We start from the raw sequence: 21,519 nt of genomic DNA, 5'->3' as shown, positions 1-21,519 counted from the left end.
GTTTGGCGCCGCAGCGGTTGCTCGCGGGTCTTTGAGCGATCTGCATCTGTGTTTGTGAGTGAGGGTGATTGACATGCAATACCGCTATTTGGGCCGCAGTGGCCTCAAGGTTTCCGAACTGTGCCTGGGCACCATGATGTTCGGGGGTGCCACCGACGAAGCGACCTCGCAACGGATCATCGCCAGCGCGGCTGATCACGGCGTCAACTTCATCGACACTGCCGACATGTACAACAAGGGGGAGTCGGAACGCACCGTTGGCCGCGCCCTCGCCCATCAGCGCGATCGCTGGGTGCTGGCCAGCAAAGTCGGCAACCCCATGGGCAATCTGCCTAATCAGAGCGGCATGTCGCGCAAGTGGATTCGTGAAGCGACCCATGGCTCGCTCAAGCGCCTGGGTACCGATTTCATCGACATCCTGTACATGCACAAAGCGGATTTCGACGCGCCGCTCGACGAGATGGTACTGGCCTTTGCCGACCTGATTCGTGAAGGCAAGATCGGCTACTTCGCAGTCTCCAACTTCAAAGCCTGGCGCCTGGCGGAAACCGTGCGACTGGCCCGCGAAGCCGGCATTTGCGGCCCGGTGGCGTCACAGCCGCTGTACAACCTGGTGAACCGCGAAGCCGAGGTTGAAATCCTCCCGGCAGCGACGCACTACGGGGTCGGCAGCGTCTGCTACAGCCCGTTGGCGCGGGGCATTCTCACCGGCAAATACCGCGAGGGGGCAGCCCCCGAGGCCGACAGCCGCATCGCCCGCGCCGACCCGCGCATGCTCGAAGCCGAGTGGCGTCCGGAATCGCTGGCTGTCGCAGCGAAGCTGGTGAGTTATGCCGAGCAGACCGGGCGCAAGCCTGCGCACTTGGCTCAGACCTGGGTCATGCGTAACGCCCATATCACCAGCACACTGGTAGGCCCGAGAACGTTCGAACAATGGGACGACGCGCTCGCCGCGATAGAGTGCCCGTGGACGCTGGAGGACGAACACTTCTGCGACGCGCTGGTGTCCCCCGGCAAGAGTTCGACGCTGGGGCCGGTGGACCCGCACCACCCCATCGAAGGCCGCATCGCTCGCGTGTGACCGGCACATTGAAACGGGTCGCGCCCCTGTCGGCCCGTCGATTCCCAGAGGAACATCATGAAACCTGGATTGACCGACGACGCGCTGCGCCTGCTGTTTACCGACGCGCGCACCCACAATGGCTGGACTGATGAAGCGGTGCCGGATGACGTTTTGCGTCGCCTGTATGACCTGCTGAAAATGGCCCCGACCTCGGCGAACTGCTCCCCCGGCCGCTTTGTATTCCTGCGCACCGTCGAGGCAAAAGGGCGCCTGGCGCCAGCGCTGTCGAAGGGCAATCTGGAGAAAACCATGACCGCCCCGGTCACGGTCATCGCAGCCTGGGACACCGCGTTTTTCGACCACCTGCCGATGCTGTTTCCCCACGCCGACGCCAGAAGCTGGTTTACCCACAGCCCTCAGGCAGCCCATGAAACGGCCTTTCGTAATGCGTCGTTGCAGAGTGCCTACCTGATCCTGGCAGCCCGGGCATTGGGACTGGATGCCGGCGCCTTGTCAGGCTTCGACGCGAAACAGGTGAACGAGGCATTTTTCAGTCACTCCACCTGGACCGTGAACTTCATCATTAACCTGGGCCATGGCGACACAACTCGACTGTACGACCGCCTGCCGCGCCTGGACTTCGATCAGGCCTGCACCCTGCTCTGACCCTTTTGAACCAGGTATCCGCTCATGCACAGCTCACTTGCCGCCACGCGCAACATCACTCCCAAGGCAGATCACGTCATGCTCAGCAAAACCGATTTCCGCCACGCCATGTCGCGCCTGGGTGCGGCCGTGAACATCATCACCACCGACGGTCCGTCTGGGCGCGCAGGGTTCACCGCGTCTGCCGTGTGCAGCGTGACCGACGAGCCGCCTACCCTGCTGGTCTGTCTCAACCGCAGCGCCTCCGTCTACCAGACGTTCAAGGGCAACGGCGTGCTGTGCGTGAACGTCCTCGGCACAGGGCATCAGGATATCTCCAACCTGTTCGGTGGCAAGACGCCCATGGATGAACGCTTCGCGGCAGGCGACTGGTCGACGGGGCCCTCGGGGAGCCCGTCTCTGGAAGACGCCAGCGTGTCGTTCGATTGCCGACTCAGCCAGATCACCGAAGTGGGGACACACGACATCATGATCTGCGAGGTTATGTCGATCAGGGTCAGCGATGAGGCACGCAGTTTGATTTACTTCAACCGACAGTATCACGAGCTTTCAATGGGCTGAGGTGCGTGGTGGCTGCGCCCAGATTTAACGAGCCGTGAGCGGGAATGAGCGACTGCTTTCGGCCAGAAGCAGCCATTCATGAACGAAGTCCAACGATAATGCCTAACTGGCGCTACACATTCCTGCAAGTTGCATATCTACTTACGCCCGGCATGATCACCTGCCTTTTTAAGCGCCGACTCGATACTGGCTTCTAGAGTAGGGTCATCCGTCGCATTTGCCTGTTCCTTCAGTATCTTTTTGGATTGACTATCCAAATCGAACGATTCTGATGACTTGGCCAGGGCTACCGCAACTCCAAGTTTATACCGATAAGACGCGCCATTCATTGCACGTATGAGCGAATTAGCATCTACCTCAGGGCTGCTTTGCAGGAAACTGGCCAGACGCACGCGCGCATCCCGCCGCACGTAGTCATCGTTTGACTCCAAGTCCACTAATATGCGCGATTTTATGTCAGAGCTTTCGGAGCGTGCCATTGCAAGGGGTAATGCTTTCACGGTTGAGCGGTCGACGGCGGCATACTGAGCAACCTGCCCTTGAGAGACAGTCGGATAAATCTTGGCGATGATCTCTTTGTCTTTCGCTGATATCTCATAGTTAACCGACACATAGCACTTGCTGGAACTACCATTTTTGAATATCTCTTTGGGCAATGAGTACATCATTACAGACTTAGCATCAGGTAGCCCCGCCTGATAATCCGGATCAGTATTTTGAATAAACCCAAGATTCCGTTCAACCTGACTTGCTGACCAGAAATTTGGCGAGCCAGCAAAGTAATCATAGACATTACCGGGCCCCTCCCACTTTATTTCATCCTGGCATTTAAGCGATGGGTTTTGATGTTCATGAAGCAAACCCAGAGCGTGCCCGAACTCATGGCGAATAACTGCTTTGTCATAGGGTGCCGCCTTGGTTGTGATATCAGCTGCGGGATACCTTGCTTCGGAATAGATCCGGTTAAAGCTTTCCAGATTCATGGAGGGCACCAGTGGATCCAACCTAGACTCGCTGTCCTTACCTAAAACAGACCAATATCCACGTTCAGAAAAGCCAATTCTGATCTGGTAAAAACCGGCATTGGAAACTAGGCAGTTATACCCATCCGGAGCGGGTCCGAAGTCAAGTTTTACGCTGGAAACTGCATTCCACTCGCTCGCAACCTTGCGAATCAAGGCCACGACACTTTTGTTTCCGCCGAACGTGCATACCCTCAACAGCCGATTTGGCTCCCAACGTCGATCTCGGACCACTAATTGGGACTCACCAACCGACGGACCGTCGCCTTTAGGCACTTCTGTGTATAGGTAAATAAGGTGCTCGGGCAAGCTTTCCATTACACCCTCGCTTTCATCAGCGGCATGACTGTTATATGCCCCCCCAAAAAAGGCAAAAATAACCAGGCCAGTCACCTTTCGCGTCACCATAGTGACCTCTCAGTATTGGATTAGTAAGTTCGACTTATCGGGGTACGACTTCATATCTCGCAAGCGTAACGGTAGCCAAGCCGGCTAAAATTTCAAGGGCTTTTCCAGCTCGCTTATAATTATTTGGAATAACTACGTTGCTTAAATAGCTTATTCTGAAGCTAAAACGCCATACTGCTTCAGACGTGAAATATCTTTTGCAGGCAGAAGATAAGCCGTTGCGGGCTTAGTCTATGCTGCCATTCAATGCAGACGAAGTGAACGCCGCAGCTCACCGTCTTAACGACCGCAACATAAGAATGTTTTCTATTTTGAAATGCGCAATTTTCGCGCTGGACTTAAAGACGATCAGGAGGGCTGATCATGCGAAATTCAGTGTTGGTAGGTATTGCGGTATTTGCACTTCATGGGTGTAACTCGATGGGGATAATTTTCGGGCCCAAGGTTGAGCCGTTTGTACAGGTATCCGAGAAAACCGTAGCGCTTCCCTTAGAGCATGAAGCGCCTGAGCTTTTTGGATCCGGGTACGATAAGAGGCTTTGCGGCAAGCTTACGTCTTCAACAGAGGGCGCATCACAAGGAGCGTTAGGCATGCCCGCAGCAACCGCTGCCGTTCTAAATGCTGTTGGTGGCGTGGTTATCGACATGGCCGTTCAAGCAGCCAACGACAAGATCAAAGAGATTCAACAACGCGCCAGCAAGTCCTGGACCGGCGACTGGATCACTACCGTGGAGAATATGAAACGAACGGATTGCATTGCTTTGGTACGCTATACGGCTAAAGACTCCACAAACGGCAGTGCCCCTACTATCTCCCAAGAAGACGTCCAAATGGCGATCCTTCTGCGAGTTATGCCTTTTGGCAACAACGCATTTCAGTTGAGCCCAATTTATGTGTTATCGCGTAAAAGTGTATCGCTCACCAAGTGCGAATCTGATTGCCTGACTAACGCAAGTGGCTATGTCTCTCTATCTATAGCTTTGGCCCAGACCTATCAGAAAACCAGCGGCGAAATCGCCGATGGTGAAAGCACTACCCTCACTATCGGCGCCGTCCCAGTGAATGAAAAGGGAATTTTGCACTACGTACCAGTGAATAATTGGACGATCAACAACGCGCTCACATCTTCACCTTCCGCCACCAAGCCTGTCTCGTACGTAGGAAATGACTCCGATAATGTTTTCATCAAGTTTGCAATAACGGAAAATGGCACCTTATCGGGACAAGATCATGCACAGGCAGAAATGAAAGCCCTTGGTGAGGCCCTCGGTCCGTTGGCTAAAACTATGCTGGAGAAAAAAATGAATAAGCTTTCAGCCGACGGAGATAAGCAATAAAGATTCTCGTCTCCAAGACCACAATCACGATTAAGGAAAAGTTCGTGGCATGGTAGCTATCGAAAAATTATGATCTAGTTTCCGTGACAGCTACGTTTTGTATTGCGGCGATATAAAATCATAAACCCATAGGAGCCCTTCCTACAGGGTGGCTTACGGTCAAGAGTGGACACGCGAGTGGCGATGGCTAGTGAGGGCATCCGAATGTCAGCTTTGGGTCGAAAGCAGTCTCTGGAGACAGACCACTACAGCCGGGCGCGGACATAGGGGCTACGCCAGCGTGCAAGACATATCCCTAAAAATCGGCCCCGATAGATCCCGCACTGCACCATCGTCAGCTACAAATCAACCCGCAGCACCAGCGAACGGTTCTTGCTCATGCACAGGGATGTCCGAACTGCACTGGATTTTGTAGCGAAATAATCAACCACCGGCGCACAACCGCACAGTTCCACTGTCTGCTGATAGCCATCAACCTTCAGCGGACCGGCAGCGTGGTCCTGAGCTACACGATATGACGCGCTATAGGAAAATTCATTGCGTGAAAATTCTTTTCATACGCACCCGCAATGGTTGTGAACGGGGGCAATACGTCTGCTGCCCGCCATAAAGAGATAGTCGCGATGGGCGGCAGACACCTCCTCCTTTAGGTTACGATTCCGGTTCACGTCATCGATCCGTGATGCTCCCTGAATTCCAAAGGTGACTCGCCAATGAAACTTGATCAGCAGATCCTGCAAGATTTCGGCTCGTCTGTTTTCCAGAGACCTCTGTTTTACTCCTATCCAGCAGGGCTGCGATTCCGGCTCTCAGAGTCAGGAAATGCACTTGAACTGTTTCTCTTGGCGTTGCGCAGGGCGACACTGATCTGCAAGGACATATTCGCTGATGATCCTATCGTCGCTTGTCTACGAAAGCACTCTGGCACGGGCCATTTTGAGCATCGAAGAACGCTCCAATCCTTGGCGTCGGCCGGCGTTTCAATCCCGAATCAGCGATCCATCTGGAGCGAGGAGATAGATCCAGAAGAGTGGCTGCACGAGAGATCGCCCGAGTGTTGGCTTTACCTGTCATTTGAGGTTCCTGCATCGCTGCTTGAAACGCTGCTGTGGTGCGCGCTGGCGAAGGATTTTCACATGATTCAACCCAACCCTGGCTGCGACGTTTATCTGTTCAACTTGCAGAAAAAGGTCGTGGTTTTCCCCTACGACGACAGAGGTATGGACGTTGTTGGTCCTAACCGTGAACTGCTGGCGGTCCTCTACAAGAAGCATCAGTCATATCTGCTGGATTACGACCGACACGCGATGGAGATCAGCTTCAACTCTCCCTGAGCGAACTGATACCTCGTGGGATGTGAATACGGTGGGACTTCGACAGTTCTCGGTTCGGAAATGGCAGAGATCGGCCAACGGCAATCTCTCGATTCATTCCGCGTAGCGGGTTCAACAGGGGTGGATCGCTTTGCGAAAGCGCCAAAGGGTAAGGCATGCCCCTCTAGCGACGCGCACGGACTGACCGCTATCGGCCAAGGCGGACACTCGTCTTCACCAAATCTAAATGTGCCATGCTTTGCGCATATCGACTCAGGGACTACATCCTTTGAAAGGGAAGGCACTTAAACTCGCTATTGCCGTTTGCGTACTCGCGATGCTCGCTCCTCAGGCTTTTCGGCTTGTCCTACAGAAGAACCAAGATATGCCCGGAGTCGAAGCCTACATTCGGGCCAGTGACCCAGATCGTTCGCGCTTCGGGACCATAGAGTAGATATCGGTAACAGGAGTGACCTCAGTTGCTCCCTCCAGCACGCTCCCCGGATATACGGTGTACAAAGTGTATGTTCAAGGAGGAGCAGGATCGGATTTCGTGAGAGTTTACGTTACCCACCCGTCAGGTACCGCTGTATTAACAGAGAAGCCCCCTCACTGCTGTGGGCTTAAATAAGACTGGTCATGCGCCGGTCTTATCTCCACCTTTTTTTGGATGGCACAGGGATGCCCATTTAGCGAGGGCGCGCCGCCCTTTGTACTCCGAAGAGGGTCTATGCGTTGATCCGTTCACGAATGCTCCTACTGGAAGGCTGCGGCGTGTGTATTGACTCCCGCATCACAGTGGCAACAGGTTGGCAGCTCTCGAAAGAATGCCGCAGGACCCATACATTAGACGTCCCCATCCAAGTAGCGCTCGTAGCTCAGGTAATCATGTGCTCCAGTACCCGTGCAATGAAACCCCGCTTTCTCGTACATTCTCTTCGCTGGGTTGTCGGGGCGCACATTCAACCGCAGTTGCCGGAACCCTTCCCGTGCCGCATCCATCGCAAAAGCTTCCAGGAGAGTCAGTCCAATGCCGATACGCCGGTACTTGAGCCCAACGTGAATGGTACAAAGTTCCGCACAATGCTGCTTTCCCTCCCAGAGTGAGTATCCTGCGAACTGATCGCCCATAGTCGCAACTGTAAGACGCTCAAAATTCTCTACCCAGCGCGTCAGGTGCCGTTCCAGTTGTGCGCGCCATGAAGATTCATGCTCGGGCTCCCAACAGCGGATATAGCTCTCCTCTCCTCGGTAGATGGCCGGAAGATCGGTGATACGTGCTTGCCGAAGTTGAAGTGCCATTCCGTTAGTCTCTGCTTGAACGTGAGACATCGTATGGCTTGCGAAATAATATGCAAGGCTAGGAGATTGACAGGGAAAATGGCACGAGGCCCACACTTAACAATCTTGCGAGATAACAATGTGCATTTCGTGAGCGATGCGAATCATGGCCGCAGCCCGTTCCGGACGACTGCGGCCACGGTGTCGAATCTGATCATCCGGCCCGATCAAACCGGGCTTTGTGGCGGAGTGAAGTAGACGGATTCGTCGTCATCGGATGAATCCCCTGCCGCGGTGTGATAGCTGGAGGTGTCGTCGTCCGACAGATTTTCTGTCTGCACTGAAGGTGCGGATGGCCTCGAAGGCGGCGAGCCCGGCCGCTCTGCCTGGCTTGAAGGGCCGCCGGTGATCGCGGGTTGCGCGTGCTCGCCGTCGAGACTTGCTCGCACACTGCCTGCTGAAGACTTGATCGAGTGAGGTGCCGAGTTCTCGGCGTTCATGATCCGGTTGCCGGTGAGGCTGGTGCGTGCCAGCGAATTCGCTTCAGATCCCGCTTGCCGGGATGGCTGCGTGGACCGCCTGCTGAGACGGCCTGAAGCGTCGTCTGGTGTCTCGCCTGTTTCCTCTCGCACTGACTGGGCGGTCTGAGTCTCGCCCGCCGCCGGTTCGGTTGTTGCTACACCGGGCGACATCAGATCCTCAACCAGCTTGTCTGCGACAGCGACGCTTGCAGCATTGGCACCAAAAACTGCGGCGCCTCCTATTGTGTTGATGGCGTGTTTTGCAGCCGAACCCAAGACAGGGTGTTCGCTCAACGCGTTTACCGCAGCGCCTTTGGCGGCTTCCAGCGCGGCGAAGCCACCGGTCAACGTGCTGACGTTGGCTGCACCAGACGCGGTGAACGTGCCTTTCGCCGTTCTCGACACCGCCCCGAGCGGATCGGTGAACAGTGTGCGGCCCGCATCGGCCAGACGCCCTCCGGCATTGATGAGAGGCGTAGTCGTGGTGTTTGCGCGCCGCAATGCTTGCAACGTGTCGAACCACTCGGTTTCCTGATTCAGGTCCTCTTTGGGCTCGACATCTCTGCGCCCCAACAGCAGCGCCGGGCCACTGGTGAATTGCTCGCTGCGACGCGTATGTGCGGCATAACCGGTACCGGCGCCAGCGGCCAATCCTCCCGTAATGGCCAGGACGGTATCCACAATGGGTTCGGCCGCAGGATTCGAAGCGGCCGCCACCGGACCTGCGATCCACCTGCCCGCATTTCGCAACGTGAAGGTCTGCGCCTCCAATCCGTTTTTGATGGCCAGGTTCGCTTTGGTGTCGATTGTCTCCAGCGCGGCGTTCAACGACTCATGCAGTTTGTCCCCGGGCGCTTGCAGGTAATACGCATCTTCTCGAAGTTTCTTCATGGAAGCGCCGCCGACCTGATCCATCACCGACGCCGTTGCGAGTCCGATCGCCCCTTGAGCTGCCGCTTTCGCCACCGGATTCTGGATGTTTGCACCGATGCCGGTGATGGCGGGAATGGCGGCCTGCAGCGTCGACGCCAGGGCAAACGGCAAGCCGCCAACCGTGCCCGATATGACCGAGGCGTTGCGGTCCATCTTCTTCGCCTTGTCCATCACCGTTCGAAGCTCCTCGAACGAGATGTTCTCTTCCATCAATTTGTTGACTCGGCTCTCGATGATCCGATCGATTTCTACCCGATGGGGCGATTCTGCATCCAGACGCTCTCGATAGGGCGCGAACTGGCGGCTCATGTAGTCCGTGAGCAGATGCCTCATTTCACGGGTTTCATTCACACCTGCCGCAGCAACCTGCCCGGGTTGGGGATGACCTTGCCCCACGCGAGCGTGGTCGGTCGCAGCGGTCGAACCTGACCGCTCTTGAAGTTCCATGGAGTGCGAGGAACCGGAGGTTTGCTGGCCAGACACGCGCATGGTGAAGTCCTCTCTGGTTATACGGATGCATCGCTGCTACCGGCGATGCTTTTCAAAGAGGTATGTGGTCGACCGCGTCGTTCCGGTTCCTGATGCAAAGGCGGTATTTGACGGTTGCGTTTCAGAATGATGACTCGTTCCCGCTCAGCCCGTCGGTCACAACTGCTCGGACTTCGGGCTCTGTTGAAGTGATGCGGCGATGAGGCTCTGATCGGCTTGCCCACAGAAACGCGCTGACCACGACAACGCTTCCCACTGCCAGACACGCAAGCAGATTCGGCATGCCGCGCCTGCGGTTTTTTCGAGTAATGCGTTCCGGTGCGTCGCTTGATTCCGCTTTCATCCGTCATTTACCTGTGATGTCTTCCTGCACGTCGGCAGCGCTCCGAGCAATACCTGACCTCGTCCCAGCACCGCGCCCATTTTTTGCGCCAGGTGAACGGCAGCTGGCAGCAGGCGCAGGTCTTGGTGGGGAGCTCACTCTTTTTCACCGTTTGCCTCCACTTTCCGAGCCGGACCATAAGGCACACCGCTGACTGATCGGCCGTTTCTCAGAAATCTTGATCTTCCCAATCCTCGATGTCAGCTTCATCGATCAACGTACACAGCCCATACGTCCAGCCTTCAAGACGTTCATAAGCTCAGTGAAGCCCCTCCCTCTTGCCAGACATCGTGCGTCCTGTCCGCCCCCTCGAACCAATCCAGAAGTCGCGAGGTCAACCCTGCAGATCAGAAATGTCCTACGGCTATAGCAGGAGTGAACCATGGAAACCAAAGACACCGTTCATTATGAAAGCTTGACGGAAGCCGCCAAGCGACTTGCAGAAACCCGACGTTCCTTGCTGCTGGATTTGCTCAACCCGGCATTCATGTCCAGACATTCCCAAAGTCCGGATTTCATCACCTTTTGCGAGTCGGCCGGCTATGACGTGCATACCATCGAAGACTTCGAATCTGTAGCAGACGAACAGTGGGATGCGTTCGTTGCCGCCCATACAGACTTTGCAGATTGGGCAGACATGCAAGCAGGCGCCGTTGCAGCGCAGGCGAGCGAACAATTGCTCAAAGTTGTCAAAGGCTGATCCGCGGCAGGATGCAGGCGTTTAGCCATGAACACCTTCCTCGCCCAGGCGCAAAACAATCAGTGGTCGAACCGGCGGCTGTTGTCGGCGTGTCTGCGGTTGAGCCACGAGGAATATGTGGGCAGGCGCACCAGTTTCTTTCCCTCAATCGAAAAAACCTTGCTGCATATCGTGGAGGTGGACCTGTTCTATCTGGCTGCGCTGGAATTTGATCTGGAGGGTCAGCGCAGGGATCTTCCTGCTGGGCTGACGCTCCCTCAGACCGCGCAACTTCAGTTCGCCACCGATTCGCGCTTGGTGGCGTATTGCGAGCGGCTGGATGAGCAATCATTGGCCCGCAGCGCAGAAGTGGTCCGACCCGAGGGGATCGTGCTGGAGCGGGTCGATCGGCTGTTGCTGCACCTGTTTCAGCACCAGATTCATCACCGCGGACAAGTCCACGCCATGCTCTCTGGTACCCAGGTCGCGCCTCCGCAGCTGGACGAGTTCTATCTGGATGCAGACCTGCCGAGACGGGCGATGGATGAGGAACGGCTAACCGTTCCTCCCGTGGCTTCACGCTAGTGCCGCCCGCCTGCATGGCGGGCGTCGCTTCAGGTCAATGACCGACGACCATTTCGCCGGACTGCCTTTCCCCCGCGGCAAAGCCATGGACGCGCGCTCGCGTTGCGATGGTCAGACTGAGCAGCAACAAGATCAGCAAGACCCAGGGAACCGAGCTGATTCCCCACTGACCGAGCAACACGCCACCCAGCAACCCGCCGCTTGCGATCGCGCTGTTCCAGACCACCACGTTCATGGAAAGCGCCACATCAGCGCCCTTGCCGGCTGAGTCGGCAAGGGCGGTCTGCAACAGGGTGGCGGCGCCGCCAAAGGTCAGGCCCCAGATGAAGACGCCCACGTAGACGGCCAGGGCATCGCTTGAGAACAGCCCCAGAAACACTGCGACCGCTGCGAACGCGGCGAGACTGGCCAGCACGGTCGATCGCAGATGACGGTCAACCAGCCGCCCGGTAATCCAGATACCCGCCAGCGCCGCGACACCGAATGCCAGCAATACCCGATCCACGTCATCCGCCAGCCCTGCCCCGGAAATGAAGGGAGCGATGTAGGTATAGAGAATGTTGTGAGCCAGCATCCAGGTGAAGACGACACCCAGCACCGAGCGCACGCCGGGCGTGAGGAAAACCTGTCGCAACGCCATGCGCTGAGATGAGGACTGGCCAGGGTAATCGGGCACTTTGACCAGCACCCAGACGATCAGCAAGAGGGTCAGTCCGGACATCAGGCCGAACGCCATGCGCCAGCCGATCAATCCGCCCAGCCAGGTGCCCATCGGCACACCCAGCGACAGGGCAATGGGTGTTCCCACCATGGCCACGGCCAGCGCGCGGCCCTGCAGTTGCACCGTCACCATGCGCCGCGCGTAACCGGCAATCAGGCTCCAGGCCAGTCCCGAAGAGACACCGGCGAAAAATCGTGCGACCAGTGTCAGCCAATAGCTGGAAGACAGCGCCGTGACGGAATTGAAGATCAGAAAGCCGACAATCGTCAGCAGCAGCACCGTTCTGCGACGCCAGCGTTGGGTGGCGATGGTCAGCGGAATGGCCGCCAGCAAAGAGCCGAGCGCATACACGGTGACCAACTGCCCGGTCAGCGAGGCGGAGACTTCCAGCCCGCGCCCGATCTCCGGCAATAAACCGGCAGGCAATGTCTCGGTCAAAATGCAGATGAACCCCGTCATCGCCAGTGCCAGCAACGCGCCCAAGGGAAGCTTGGCGCTCTGTTTCTCATCGTGTGTCATTCGATCACCCACTAATATACTGATCGGTATAAATATAGGGATCGTCGTTCGTCTGGTCAACGACTTATGTATCGATTAGTATTTAAGTACTACTGAAGGAGACCCGACATGGCGCAGATGGGACGTCCCCGCACCTTTGACCGCGACCTGGCAATCACTCAGGCCATGCACCTGTTCTGGGAGCATGGATACGATGCGACCTCACTCAGCCTGCTCAAGTCGCACATGGGCGGAGGCATCACCGCGCCCAGCTTTTACGCCGCTTTCGGCTCCAAGCAGGCCCTGTTCAGTGAGGTGATGGCGCGATACTTGACCACTCACGGCCGGGTCACCGACAGCCTGTTCGATGAGACCCTGCCGCCACGCGACGCGATCGAACTCACCCTGCGCCGCTCAGCGACCATGCAGTGTGAGCCGGATCATCCCAGCGGCTGTCTGGTGTCACTGGGCCTGATGAGCGCGTGCTCTGACGAGAGCAAAGCGATCTCCGAGCCGCTCGCCCAGGCGAGGAACAAGAACCGCGCGGGTATCGTGAAGTGCGTCGAGCGCGCCATCGCCATAGGCGAGTTGCCTGCGACCGTGACGCCCCAGACGCTCGCCACCGCGTTCGACAGCTTTCTGCTGGGCCTGTCGACACTGGCCCGCGACGGCATTCCACACGCCGCGCTGGACGCCGCCGTCACGCAGATGATGGGCCTGTGGGACAGCCTGCGGACTCAAGAGGGTCAGCAAAGCGAGATTTGAAGGCAGCCAGATTGATTTGATTACCGGTCACATCAGGACGACGCAGCGGATTCTGCGCGTGGAACTGGATGCCTGGCTCCGGAGGCCAGGTCACGGGTTCCGGTAATCGTATCCCGGCTCCGGCACATCAAATGCCCGGTACCACCGCCAGCAGCGAGGCTCTCACGGACGCCGCGCGATCCGTCCCGACCTGTTGCTCAAGCTCTGTCTGAGCCGATTGCCAATAATGCTCGGCTTCGCGCAGCTTCGACTGCCCGTCCGAAGAGAGAGACAGACGTAACGCAGCGCGTGGCCCCTCGGCGCGGCTATGAACGAATCCTGCCAGCTGCAGGGGTTTGAGGGCCCTCACCAGGGTCGTGCGTTCCATCACCATCAATTCGGTGAGATCCGATACCGAAATTTCCGGGTGTTCCGCCAGCATCGCCAGCAGCGAAAATTGCGACACCGACAAATCCGCCGCAGCCAGGTGTCGGTCATAGAGTCGTGTGAGGTATCTCGCATTGCGCCGAGCGGCGAGGCAGTGGCAGAGATCCGGGCCAGTGATTTCTTTCATGTCGACCATCATATGTGCATATGCACATTAGTCAACTGATCTTTGCGCGACGTGTTGCAGGGTCCGAAACGTCGGGCGTGCGCCTGGACGTTGCAGGCGTCTGAGCGCCCTTTTTAGAGATTGACAGGCAGATCAAACGCTCGCTATAACTATAGCGTTGTACGACGACAGACGATTTAACGTCGGGTCACCTCTAAAAATAAAAATGTCGGTCACCATCATGAATTCGACTTGCTCACTCACATTCTCCAATACCCGGCCTCTCGGCACGTCGCTGATTCTATTCAGCCACGGTACGTCCGGCCCGCCCCAACGCTCCCTCTCTGCACGATTCAGTACTTGTTAGACGTCTGACTCCAGGCCCTGCGCCTCGGAGACGTACGCGTGCGCTCTCGCCAGACCGGCCGAGAGAGCATCACCCCTCCAAGAATAAAAGTGATGCCATGAACCTGAACGAGTCCACACATCCGCAAAGCATCACCCAGGCGGCCACCCGCACGGTCGGCAAATACCGCTGGACGATTTGCGCGTTGCTGTTTTTCGCAACCACGGTCAATTACCTGGATCGGCAGGTGCTCAGCCTGCTGGCCCCTGACCTGTCCACGCAATTTGGCTGGAGCAACACCGACTACGCCAACATCGCCTCGGTGTTCCAGTTCGTCTACGCGATCGCGATGGTTTTCGCCGGTCGCGTCGTCGACAAGATCGGCACCAAGACCGCCTACATCGTCGCCATCGGCGTATGGTCCACGGGCGCGGTGATGCACGCTTTCGCAGTGCCGCTGGGCCAGGGCATCGGTGCGATTACCACGGCGCTGGGTTTCGCGGCGATTCCGGTGTCCATCGCCGGCTTCATGCTGTCCCGGGCGATCCTTGCAATCGGTGAGGCGGGTAACTTCCCGATCGCGATCAAGGCCACCGCCGAATACTTCCCGAAGAAAGAGCGCTCTTTCGCCACCGGCATCTTCAACTCCGGCGCCAACGTCGGCGCAATCGCAGCACCCATCTGTGTGCCGTTGATCGCTGCGATGTGGGGCTGGGAATCGGCGTTCATCGTCATCGGCCTGCTGGGTTTTGTCTGGCTGGGCGTGTGGATGGCGCTGTACGAGAAGCCTGATCAGCAAAAGCGACTGACTGCCGAAGAACTGGCCTACATCCGCAGTGACGAGAGCGAGCAGGTCAAGGCTGCGCCAGGTACGCCGGCCAGAAAAGTGTCGTGGTTCAAGCTGCTGACCTACCGCCAGACCTGGGCGTTCGCCTTCGGCAAGTTCATGACTGACGGCGTGTGGTGGTTTTTCCTGTTCTGGTTGCCGACGTATCTGTCGGCGCAGTACGGCATGAAAGGCCAGGCCATCGTGATCCCGCTGTTCGTGCTGTACAGCATGACCATGGTAGGCAGCATCGGCGGCGGCTGGTTCCCGAGCTACTTCATGGCCCGCGGCGACAAACCTTATGACGGTCGGATGAAAGCGATGCTGGTGATCGCCCTGTTCCCGCTGCTGGTGCTGCTGGCGCAACCCCTGGGCTACATCAGTTTCTGGGTGCCGGTGCTGCTGATCGGCATCGGCGCGTCCGCGCACCAGGCGTGGTCCTGCAACATCTTCACCACCGTGTCCGACATGTTCCCGCAGAAGACCGTGGCCTCTGTGGTCGGCATCGGCGGCATGGCCGGCGGACTCGGCGGTGTGGTCATGACCAAGATCGGCGGCTGGGTGTTCGACTACTACAAGTCGATCAACGACATTCACACCGGCTACATGATCATGTTCGCCATTTGCGCCCTGGCTTACCTGGTGGCGTGGTGTGTGATGAAGGCCCTGGTGCCGCGCCATAAAGAGATCACTGATCTTTGATCGGTCGAGCTTGACCCCGTTTCACGGACTCGCCGTGGACACAGACCGGACGCGTCACGCGTCCGCTTACAATAAAAAGGAAGTATCGATGACTCAGTTCAAATTGGTGGTGGCGTTTCTATGTCTGCTCTCGGGTTCTGCCATGGCAGCCCCCGCAGCCGACGAGCAGGATGTGGCCAAGGCCGTCGACAACATGACTCAAGCCATGCTGCACAAAGACATCAAGGCGCTGAACGCGCTGACTTCGGACAACGTGACCTACGGGCACTCGAGCGGCAAGATTCAGAACAAGCAGGAATTCATCGCCGATATCGAAACCGGTCGCAGCGGCTTCAAAACCCTGCAGATGCTCAACCAGACGATCAAGCTGAACGGCGACGTCGCACTGGTGCGTAACCACTTCTCCGCTCAGGCCGTGAACAGCGGCGTGGAAGTGCCGACCGAGATCGAAAACTTCCAGATCTGGCAGAAACAGAAAGGCCACTGGCTGCTGATCGGCCGTCAGGCATTCCGCTTCTGACCCGCTTGCTGTCGACAGGGCGATCCGTGATCGCCCTGTCGACACGCACAGGCTACCGCCTCCACGACTGCCGGCCGCCGACTAAACTACCGGCACACAACAATAAAGGTCGGGCCAATGTCATTGCATCCGTTCGCGCTTCTTCCCCTCGCTCTCGCCTGTTCGCTGGCAAGTGCCGCCGATTTTCCGGGCAATCAGGGCGATTGGGTCGCGCAGAGTTTCACCTTCCACACCGGGGAAACGCTCCCCAACCTTAAAATGCACTACGTCACCGTTGGCGACCCGAAGAATCCGGCGGTGTTGTACCTGCACGGGACCAATCGACCCGGCAGCGACGTGTTGAAGCAAGACTTTGCCGGTGAGCTGTTCGGCCCGGGACAGCCGCTGGACGCCACGCGGTACTACATCATCTCGCCTGACGGCATTGGCATCGGGCAATCGAGCAAACCCTCGGATGGTTTGCGCATGAAGTTCCCCGCCTACAACTACACCGATCTGGTCAACGCCCAATACCGGCTGATCACCGAAGGCCTGGGCATCAAGCACCTGCGCCTGGTCATCGGAAGCTCCATGGGCGGCATGCAGACCTGGCTGTGGGGCACGGAGTATCCCACCATGATGGACGGCCTCGTGCCGATGGCCTCACAGCCTTCGGAAATGGCGTCGCGCAACTGGATCATGCGCAAGCTGCTGGTCGAGTCGATCAAGCAGGACCCCGCCTGGGACAACGGCAACTACACCACGCAGCCACCTTCCCTGCGTCTGGCCAACGCCCTGTTCAGTGTCGGCACCAGCGGCGGCGATCTGGGCTGGTATGCCGTGGCTCCCACCCACGCCCTCGCCGAGAAACAGGCCGAAGAAAGGCTCAGACAGCCGCCTCCCGGCGACGCCAACGACTTCATCTACCAGTGGCAATCGTCCGCCGATTACAACCCCGCCCCGTACCTGAACAGGATCAAGGCGCCCTTGCTGTTGATCAACAGTGCCGATGACGAGCGCAATCCGCCACAGACCAGAACCCTGGACCTTGCGCTGAAGCAACTGCCGCACGCGCGCCTGTTGCTGATTCCGGAAAGCCCGGAAACCCGCGGCCACAGTACGACCGGGTACGCGAAGTTTTATGCTGAACCGCTCAAAGCATTCATCGAGTCACTGCCGCACGCAAAATAGCGTTCGGCGCTGCCAGCGAGCCGCCGATGGACTGCCCGCTGACGGGCAAGCCATGGCGCCATTGTCCTGACAGCGCTCATCGCGGGCGTACTGCAGAGCACGCGCACTGAGGTATGCTCGTGCGCACCCGTCACCCACGAGATACCGCTTTGCCCTCTTCGACTGCGCCACCCTCATGCGACCCTCACGTCGCTGCGCCAGATGCCGATCATGTCGCCGAAGCACTCAGACGCGTCATTGGCAACCTGGTTCGCGAGGTGCGCAGCGCAGCCAACACGCCCTCATCGGCGCAAGCAGAGACGCTGGGACTGCTCGACCGTCTTGGTCCAAGCAGCATCAGCGCGATGGCCGCGCAGCGTCACGTCAAACATCAGAGCATGCGCCTGGTGGTGGCGCAGCTTGAACTCCAGCACCAGGTTTCCCGTGCGCCGGATCCGCTGGACGCCCGAAAGCAGCTGATACAGTTGACCGATCAGGGGCGAGATACGCTGCAACGCAGTCGCCACCAGCGCAGCGACTGGCTCGCTCGTCAGCTCAAGGAAAAGGCCAGCGCCGCGCAGCTGCACACACTCGACGAGGCTGTCAGGATTCTCGAGCAATTGATCACGGCGAATCAAAGCGACGAATCACGCTGAGCGCAGTCCCGCCAGTACGCCGGGCAGCGAGTTGATCCCCCAGTGCTCGACGTATCGCCCCTCCTCTATCCGCACGATGTCGATGACATCGATGGACACGGTTCGACCGGTCGCCGGCACACCGAGAAGCCCTCCACTGTGCCGCCCGGTGATGCGCTTGCGCGTCGTGACCTTGTCCTGCTCGGCGACCTGGTCGAGCACCTCGACCTGCAATTCAGACAGGCCGGGATGAAGCACGTTGGCGAAAGTGTGCCAGAGCCCTTCCCGGCCATTGGGCTGGCCAGCGGCAGCCGAGTGATTCACGAAATCTTCCGCGACCAACGCTTCGAAAGCCTCACGATCGCACTGCTCGATGACCTGACGATTGAACGCACGAACGACCGCTTTATTCACTGCTGACATGGGCTTCTCCCGCCTTAACACTGTCTGGCGAAGAATATATACAGTTAGACTGTACATATCCAGAATTTCCCATGTTCAGCCCGACCGACGAAAGTCAGGCATCCGCTGTCTCAACGCAGGCCGTGATTACCAGGGCTGGCGCCCGTGAGCCCCGAAAAATCCGCCGGTCGGACCGTCAGCGCCGATCAATGCCATCCTGATCGCGGTCTCGGCGCCCTGCTCTGGCGTCAGGAAACCCGAGTTGGCATTCAGGTCGGTGCGCACATGCCCAGGCTCGACCGCATTGACCTTGATACCCAACGGTTCCAGCTCTTTGGCAAAGGAGACTGTGACGGCATTGAGCGCAACCTTCGACGAGGTGTAATCGAGGAGATTCACGCTGGAGTAAATCGAAGTGGGGTCGGTGATCAGGGCCAGGGAACCCACACCGCTGCTCATCATCACGATCCGGGCTTGATCGGCCGCCTTCAACAGCGGCAGAAAGGCCTGGGTGACCCGAACGGCGCCGAACAGATTGACCTCGTAAACCGCTTTCATGTCTTCCATGCGCACCTCGCTGGGCGCTTTGCTCATGTCGATCACGATGCCGGCGTTGTTGATGAGGATGTCCAGAGCGCAGATGTCTGCGGCCAGCGTCGCTGCGGCGCGATGCACGCTCGACGCGTTCGCGACATCCAGTTCAAGCAGCGCAGCATTCAGCCCTGCGTCGCGCAACTGTGCGACGGCCTGCTCGCCCCGAGCCCGATCCCGCGCGCCGATCCATACAAAAAAGCCGGCTTCGGCGAGCCCCTTGGCGATGGCCAGACCGATGCCCTTGTTGGCGCCGGTGACGAGCGCCTGTCGTTGTTGATTCACGCTGTGATTCCTCGATGCTGATTCAGGGCACTCGTACCCGGCGAACGCTCGTGGCGGCCGGGCGAATGCGACGTGGAGCATTGATGCCGGCCCATCGTGCGGGCCGGGCTCAATCCCGTCGGCTCAGGGGTGCTGCGCCACTGCCTCGCTTTGCGCACCCTTGACGTGGTGCTGCAGGTCGCCGGCAAAGCGCAGCGTCACTTCACGGCGGGTGAACCGCCATTCCCCTTCATGCAGCTCGAACTGGTCGAGGTATTTGCCCGCGCAGATGGGCTGCAAGGGAAAACCGTCAACCTGCTGATGCACGGTGTAATAGCTCGCCGAACTCGCGCGTTCGCCGGACGGCTCGACGTCGATCAGCACGTTGGTGATCGAATGCCAGGTGGCGGGCGTCCCGTCGCCGTGAACCTGAAGACCGGCCTGGAAAAACGCGAGCAGCCCCTCCACGGTGGAAGCCTCGTTCCCCAGCACGTGGAGCACGGCATGCTCTAGCACCTTGGCGACGCCAGTGAAATCGCCGTTGTCCAGGTGGTGGATGTAGCGGGCCTGAAGACGATGGATCGCGCTTTCGGCCGCCAGGCGTTTGAGGAGGTCGGGACTGTGGATGGTATCGGTCATGCAGAGACTCCAGGTCTGTCGTTTCATGAATTCGGCACGCAGCAGGACGCCGGGCGATCGCATAACGCGCCGAAAAAGGGGTGATCGATGAGATGGGTTCAGGCCGTGCGGTCGACGCAGCGGGACCTGATCAAACGCTAGATCTGCGAAGCCCCGCCGTCGGCGAACAGCTCCACACCGTTGATGTAGCTGGCGGAATCGCTCGCCAGAAAGGCCACTGCCGAGCCGATTTCGCGTGCCTGACCGATGCGGCCGATCGTGCTCTTCTCGCTCAGCGACTCGATCACGCTGTCGGCGTGTTCAGCGAGCATGTTGCGCAACGATTCGGTGTCGACAGGACCTGGACTGAGCAGGTTGATACGCACGCCCGAGCCCTTGATGTCGACGATCCAGCTGCGGACCAGCGCCCTGAGCGCCGCTTTGGTCGCGCCATACACGCTCAGGCCGGGACCGGGATTGATCGACGCGGTGGAACCGATGATCACGATGCTCGCGCCTTTGCCCATGAGCGCAAGCGCGCCCTGAACGGTGAAGGTGACGCCTCGCACATTGGTGTTGAAGACGCGGTCGAAATGCGCCTCGGTGATGCTGCCCAGAGGGGCCAGCTCGCCCATGCCCGCGTTGGCGACCAGCACATCGATGCGGCCATGGCGCGACTCGATCTGCTTGAACAACTCAGCGAGATCCGCCGCATTCGCGACATCCGCGGGGATCGCCGTCGCCCGATCCCCAAGACTGGCAAGGGCTGCATCGAGCTGCTCTTGCCGGCGTCCGGTAATCACCAGCACGGCACCCTGCCCTGCCAGCTCCTGCGCGATGGCCAGGCCCAGGCCGGAAGAACCACCGGTGACGAGTACGACTTTGTCCTGAAATTGCATTGCAGTGTGCCCCTTTGAGTATCGCTGACGAATTCGATTTATATAGCGGACACTACATAGATCGGCAAAAGGACGCAACTTATTTAATGGTCGCTACATAGATCGTCATGCATCGGCACGCTGATTGCCCTTGGATATAGCGCTCGTTACACTGCCGGCATTACCGATGAGGCCACCATGACTGACAAAATCCGCCAACGCCGCCCTGCTTTCGATAGGGAAGCCGGGGTCGCCATCGCTCAGGCGATGTTCCATGAGCACGGTTTTGACGCGGTCAGTCTGTCGGATCTGATCGAGGCCATGGACATCAAGCCGCCCAGTTTCTACGCCGCTTATGGCAGCAAGGCGCAGTTGTTCGAGAAAGCGATGTTGCGCTATGCCAGCCAGAACGCGCTGCCCCTGGACAAACTGCTCGCCCCGGACAGAACGGTGCCTGACGCCTTGGCAGGCTTGTTGGTCGCGGCGGCGAAACAGTACGCAAAGGACAGCGTTCTGCGCGGCTGCATGATCACCGAAGGCCTGCGCGCAGATGATGAGGTAGCCCGCGAAATGGCCCAGGCCCTGGCCAACGAAGGGATCAAGGTGATCCGCGAGTACCTGGATCAGGCGCTGCCCGACAAAGCCCAATGCCTCAGCGACTACCTGACCATCACCCTTCGCGGGTTATCGGCAGCCGCCTGCACCGGCATGCCGCGCAAGCGTCTGATCGAGGTGGCGCAGACTGCCGGAAGATTCATCGCCCACGAGCTGGGCAGCCCGCCCAGCTAGCGTCAGCCGCTCGCTTGCCCGGCACGCGCGCGAACGAGGCTC

Annotated in this window: 23 protein-coding genes; 13 read left to right on the top strand and 10 right to left on the bottom strand. The window is 58.5% G+C overall.

Going from position 1 to position 21,519, the window contains the following annotated elements; genetic code table 11:
* Positions 1-73: 73 nt before the first annotated feature.
* The 3 genes from QRN36_RS14055 (at position 74) to rutF (ending at position 2,290) form a co-directional block, all read left to right on the top strand.
* Positions 74-1,081, top strand: coding sequence for an aldo/keto reductase (locus QRN36_RS14055; RefSeq protein ID WP_285424582.1), 1,008 nt, complete (start codon positions 74-76; stop codon positions 1,079-1,081).
* Positions 1,082-1,138: 57 nt separating this feature from the next.
* Entirely contained in the window at positions 1,139-1,729 is a 591-nt protein-coding gene (locus QRN36_RS14050) for a malonic semialdehyde reductase (RefSeq protein ID WP_285424581.1), read from the top strand.
* A 78-nt stretch (positions 1,730-1,807) separates the two neighbouring features.
* Positions 1,808-2,290 (top strand): NADH-dependent FMN reductase RutF, encoded by a 483-nt coding sequence (gene rutF, locus QRN36_RS14045; RefSeq protein ID WP_285424807.1) that lies wholly within the window; start codon positions 1,808-1,810, stop codon positions 2,288-2,290.
* Positions 2,291-2,427: 137 nt separating this feature from the next.
* Here rutF and QRN36_RS14040 read toward each other — a convergent pair whose 3' ends face one another.
* The gene (locus tag QRN36_RS14040; protein WP_285424580.1) at positions 2,428-3,705 is read right to left on the bottom strand and encodes a hypothetical protein; all 1,278 of its coding nucleotides are present in this window, start codon (positions 3,703-3,705) and stop codon (positions 2,428-2,430) included.
* Positions 3,706-4,083: 378 nt separating this feature from the next.
* Here QRN36_RS14040 and QRN36_RS14035 point away from each other — a divergent pair, with 378 nt between their 5' ends.
* The gene (locus tag QRN36_RS14035; protein ID WP_285424579.1) at positions 4,084-5,058 is read left to right on the top strand and encodes a hypothetical protein; all 975 of its coding nucleotides are present in this window, start codon (positions 4,084-4,086) and stop codon (positions 5,056-5,058) included.
* Positions 5,059-5,771: 713 nt separating this feature from the next.
* Complete coding sequence (locus QRN36_RS14030; protein WP_285424578.1) at positions 5,772-6,392, top strand: DUF3885 domain-containing protein; 621 nt, start codon at positions 5,772-5,774, stop codon at positions 6,390-6,392.
* 825 nt (positions 6,393-7,217) lie between these two features.
* Here QRN36_RS14030 and QRN36_RS14025 read toward each other — a convergent pair.
* The 3 genes from QRN36_RS14025 to QRN36_RS14015 all read right to left on the bottom strand — a co-directional run bounded on the left by QRN36_RS14025 (position 7,218) and on the right by QRN36_RS14015 (position 10,086).
* The gene (locus QRN36_RS14025) at positions 7,218-7,673 is read right to left on the bottom strand and encodes a GNAT family N-acetyltransferase (RefSeq protein ID WP_285424577.1); all 456 of its coding nucleotides are present in this window, start codon (positions 7,671-7,673) and stop codon (positions 7,218-7,220) included.
* A 206-nt stretch (positions 7,674-7,879) separates the two neighbouring features.
* Entirely contained in the window at positions 7,880-9,439 is a 1,560-nt protein-coding gene (locus tag QRN36_RS14020; protein WP_285424576.1) for a hypothetical protein, read from the bottom strand.
* Between the two features lie 506 nt (positions 9,440-9,945).
* On the bottom strand, positions 9,946-10,086 hold the full coding sequence (locus tag QRN36_RS14015; protein WP_285424575.1) for a DUF2256 domain-containing protein: 141 nt from the start codon (positions 10,084-10,086) through the stop codon (positions 9,946-9,948).
* Positions 10,087-10,359: 273 nt separating this feature from the next.
* On the opposite strand from QRN36_RS14015, the gene QRN36_RS14010 reads away from it, so the two are divergent.
* The gene (locus QRN36_RS14010; RefSeq protein WP_285424574.1) at positions 10,360-10,677 is read left to right on the top strand and encodes a hypothetical protein; all 318 of its coding nucleotides are present in this window, start codon (positions 10,360-10,362) and stop codon (positions 10,675-10,677) included.
* A gap of 27 nt (positions 10,678-10,704) precedes the next feature.
* Positions 10,705-11,241 (top strand): DinB family protein, encoded by a 537-nt coding sequence (locus tag QRN36_RS14005; RefSeq protein ID WP_285424572.1) that lies wholly within the window; start codon positions 10,705-10,707, stop codon positions 11,239-11,241.
* Between the two features lie 34 nt (positions 11,242-11,275).
* On the opposite strand, the gene QRN36_RS14000 is transcribed toward QRN36_RS14005, so the two are convergent.
* On the bottom strand, positions 11,276-12,481 hold the full coding sequence (locus QRN36_RS14000; protein WP_285424571.1) for an MFS transporter: 1,206 nt from the start codon (positions 12,479-12,481) through the stop codon (positions 11,276-11,278).
* Positions 12,482-12,589: 108 nt separating this feature from the next.
* Between QRN36_RS14000 and QRN36_RS13995 the strand changes: the two genes are divergently transcribed.
* The gene (locus QRN36_RS13995) at positions 12,590-13,225 is read left to right on the top strand and encodes a TetR/AcrR family transcriptional regulator (protein ID WP_285424570.1); all 636 of its coding nucleotides are present in this window, start codon (positions 12,590-12,592) and stop codon (positions 13,223-13,225) included.
* A 127-nt stretch (positions 13,226-13,352) separates the two neighbouring features.
* Here the strand turns inward: QRN36_RS13995 and QRN36_RS13990 are convergent, their stop codons facing one another.
* A complete protein-coding gene (locus QRN36_RS13990; RefSeq protein ID WP_285424569.1) occupies positions 13,353-13,790 on the bottom strand; it encodes a MarR family winged helix-turn-helix transcriptional regulator in 438 nt (145 codons plus the stop codon).
* Between the two features lie 431 nt (positions 13,791-14,221).
* Between QRN36_RS13990 and QRN36_RS13985 the strand changes: the two genes are divergently transcribed.
* The 4 genes from QRN36_RS13985 to QRN36_RS13970 all read left to right on the top strand — a co-directional run bounded on the left by QRN36_RS13985 (position 14,222) and on the right by QRN36_RS13970 (position 17,956).
* The gene (locus tag QRN36_RS13985; protein WP_285424568.1) at positions 14,222-15,631 is read left to right on the top strand and encodes an MFS transporter; all 1,410 of its coding nucleotides are present in this window, start codon (positions 14,222-14,224) and stop codon (positions 15,629-15,631) included.
* An 88-nt stretch (positions 15,632-15,719) separates the two neighbouring features.
* Positions 15,720-16,151 (top strand): nuclear transport factor 2 family protein, encoded by a 432-nt coding sequence (locus QRN36_RS13980; RefSeq protein ID WP_285424567.1) that lies wholly within the window; start codon positions 15,720-15,722, stop codon positions 16,149-16,151.
* A gap of 117 nt (positions 16,152-16,268) precedes the next feature.
* Positions 16,269-17,321, top strand: coding sequence for an alpha/beta fold hydrolase (locus QRN36_RS13975; RefSeq protein ID WP_285424565.1), 1,053 nt, complete (start codon positions 16,269-16,271; stop codon positions 17,319-17,321).
* Between the two features lie 149 nt (positions 17,322-17,470).
* Entirely contained in the window at positions 17,471-17,956 is a 486-nt protein-coding gene (locus tag QRN36_RS13970) for a MarR family winged helix-turn-helix transcriptional regulator (RefSeq protein ID WP_285424564.1), read from the top strand.
* Here QRN36_RS13970 and QRN36_RS13965 read toward each other — a convergent pair.
* From QRN36_RS13965 to QRN36_RS13950, 4 genes are all read right to left on the bottom strand, one after another.
* Positions 17,948-18,358 (bottom strand): ester cyclase, encoded by a 411-nt coding sequence (locus QRN36_RS13965; protein ID WP_285424563.1) that lies wholly within the window; start codon positions 18,356-18,358, stop codon positions 17,948-17,950. The genes QRN36_RS13970 and QRN36_RS13965 overlap by 9 nt on opposite strands.
* A gap of 126 nt (positions 18,359-18,484) precedes the next feature.
* Positions 18,485-19,213 carry an SDR family oxidoreductase gene (locus tag QRN36_RS13960; protein ID WP_285424562.1) on the bottom strand — a complete coding sequence of 243 codons (729 nt, stop codon included), beginning with the start codon at positions 19,211-19,213 and terminating at the stop codon, positions 18,485-18,487.
* 123 nt (positions 19,214-19,336) lie between these two features.
* Positions 19,337-19,831, bottom strand: coding sequence for a nuclear transport factor 2 family protein (locus tag QRN36_RS13955; RefSeq protein WP_285424561.1), 495 nt, complete (start codon positions 19,829-19,831; stop codon positions 19,337-19,339).
* Positions 19,832-19,968: 137 nt separating this feature from the next.
* A complete protein-coding gene (locus tag QRN36_RS13950; RefSeq protein ID WP_285424560.1) occupies positions 19,969-20,709 on the bottom strand; it encodes an SDR family NAD(P)-dependent oxidoreductase in 741 nt (246 codons plus the stop codon).
* A 177-nt stretch (positions 20,710-20,886) separates the two neighbouring features.
* Between QRN36_RS13950 and QRN36_RS13945 the strand changes: the two genes are divergently transcribed.
* Entirely contained in the window at positions 20,887-21,477 is a 591-nt protein-coding gene (locus tag QRN36_RS13945; protein WP_285424559.1) for a TetR/AcrR family transcriptional regulator, read from the top strand.
* The last annotated feature ends 42 nt before the right edge of the window (positions 21,478-21,519 follow it).

Origin of the sequence: Pseudomonas sp. efr-133-TYG-103a, assembly GCF_030209235.1 — a bacterium.
GTDB lineage: Bacteria > Pseudomonadota > Gammaproteobacteria > Pseudomonadales > Pseudomonadaceae > Aquipseudomonas.
The sequence above is the reverse complement of the archived record's forward strand: the minus strand, read 5'-3'. Positions and strand labels throughout refer to the sequence as shown.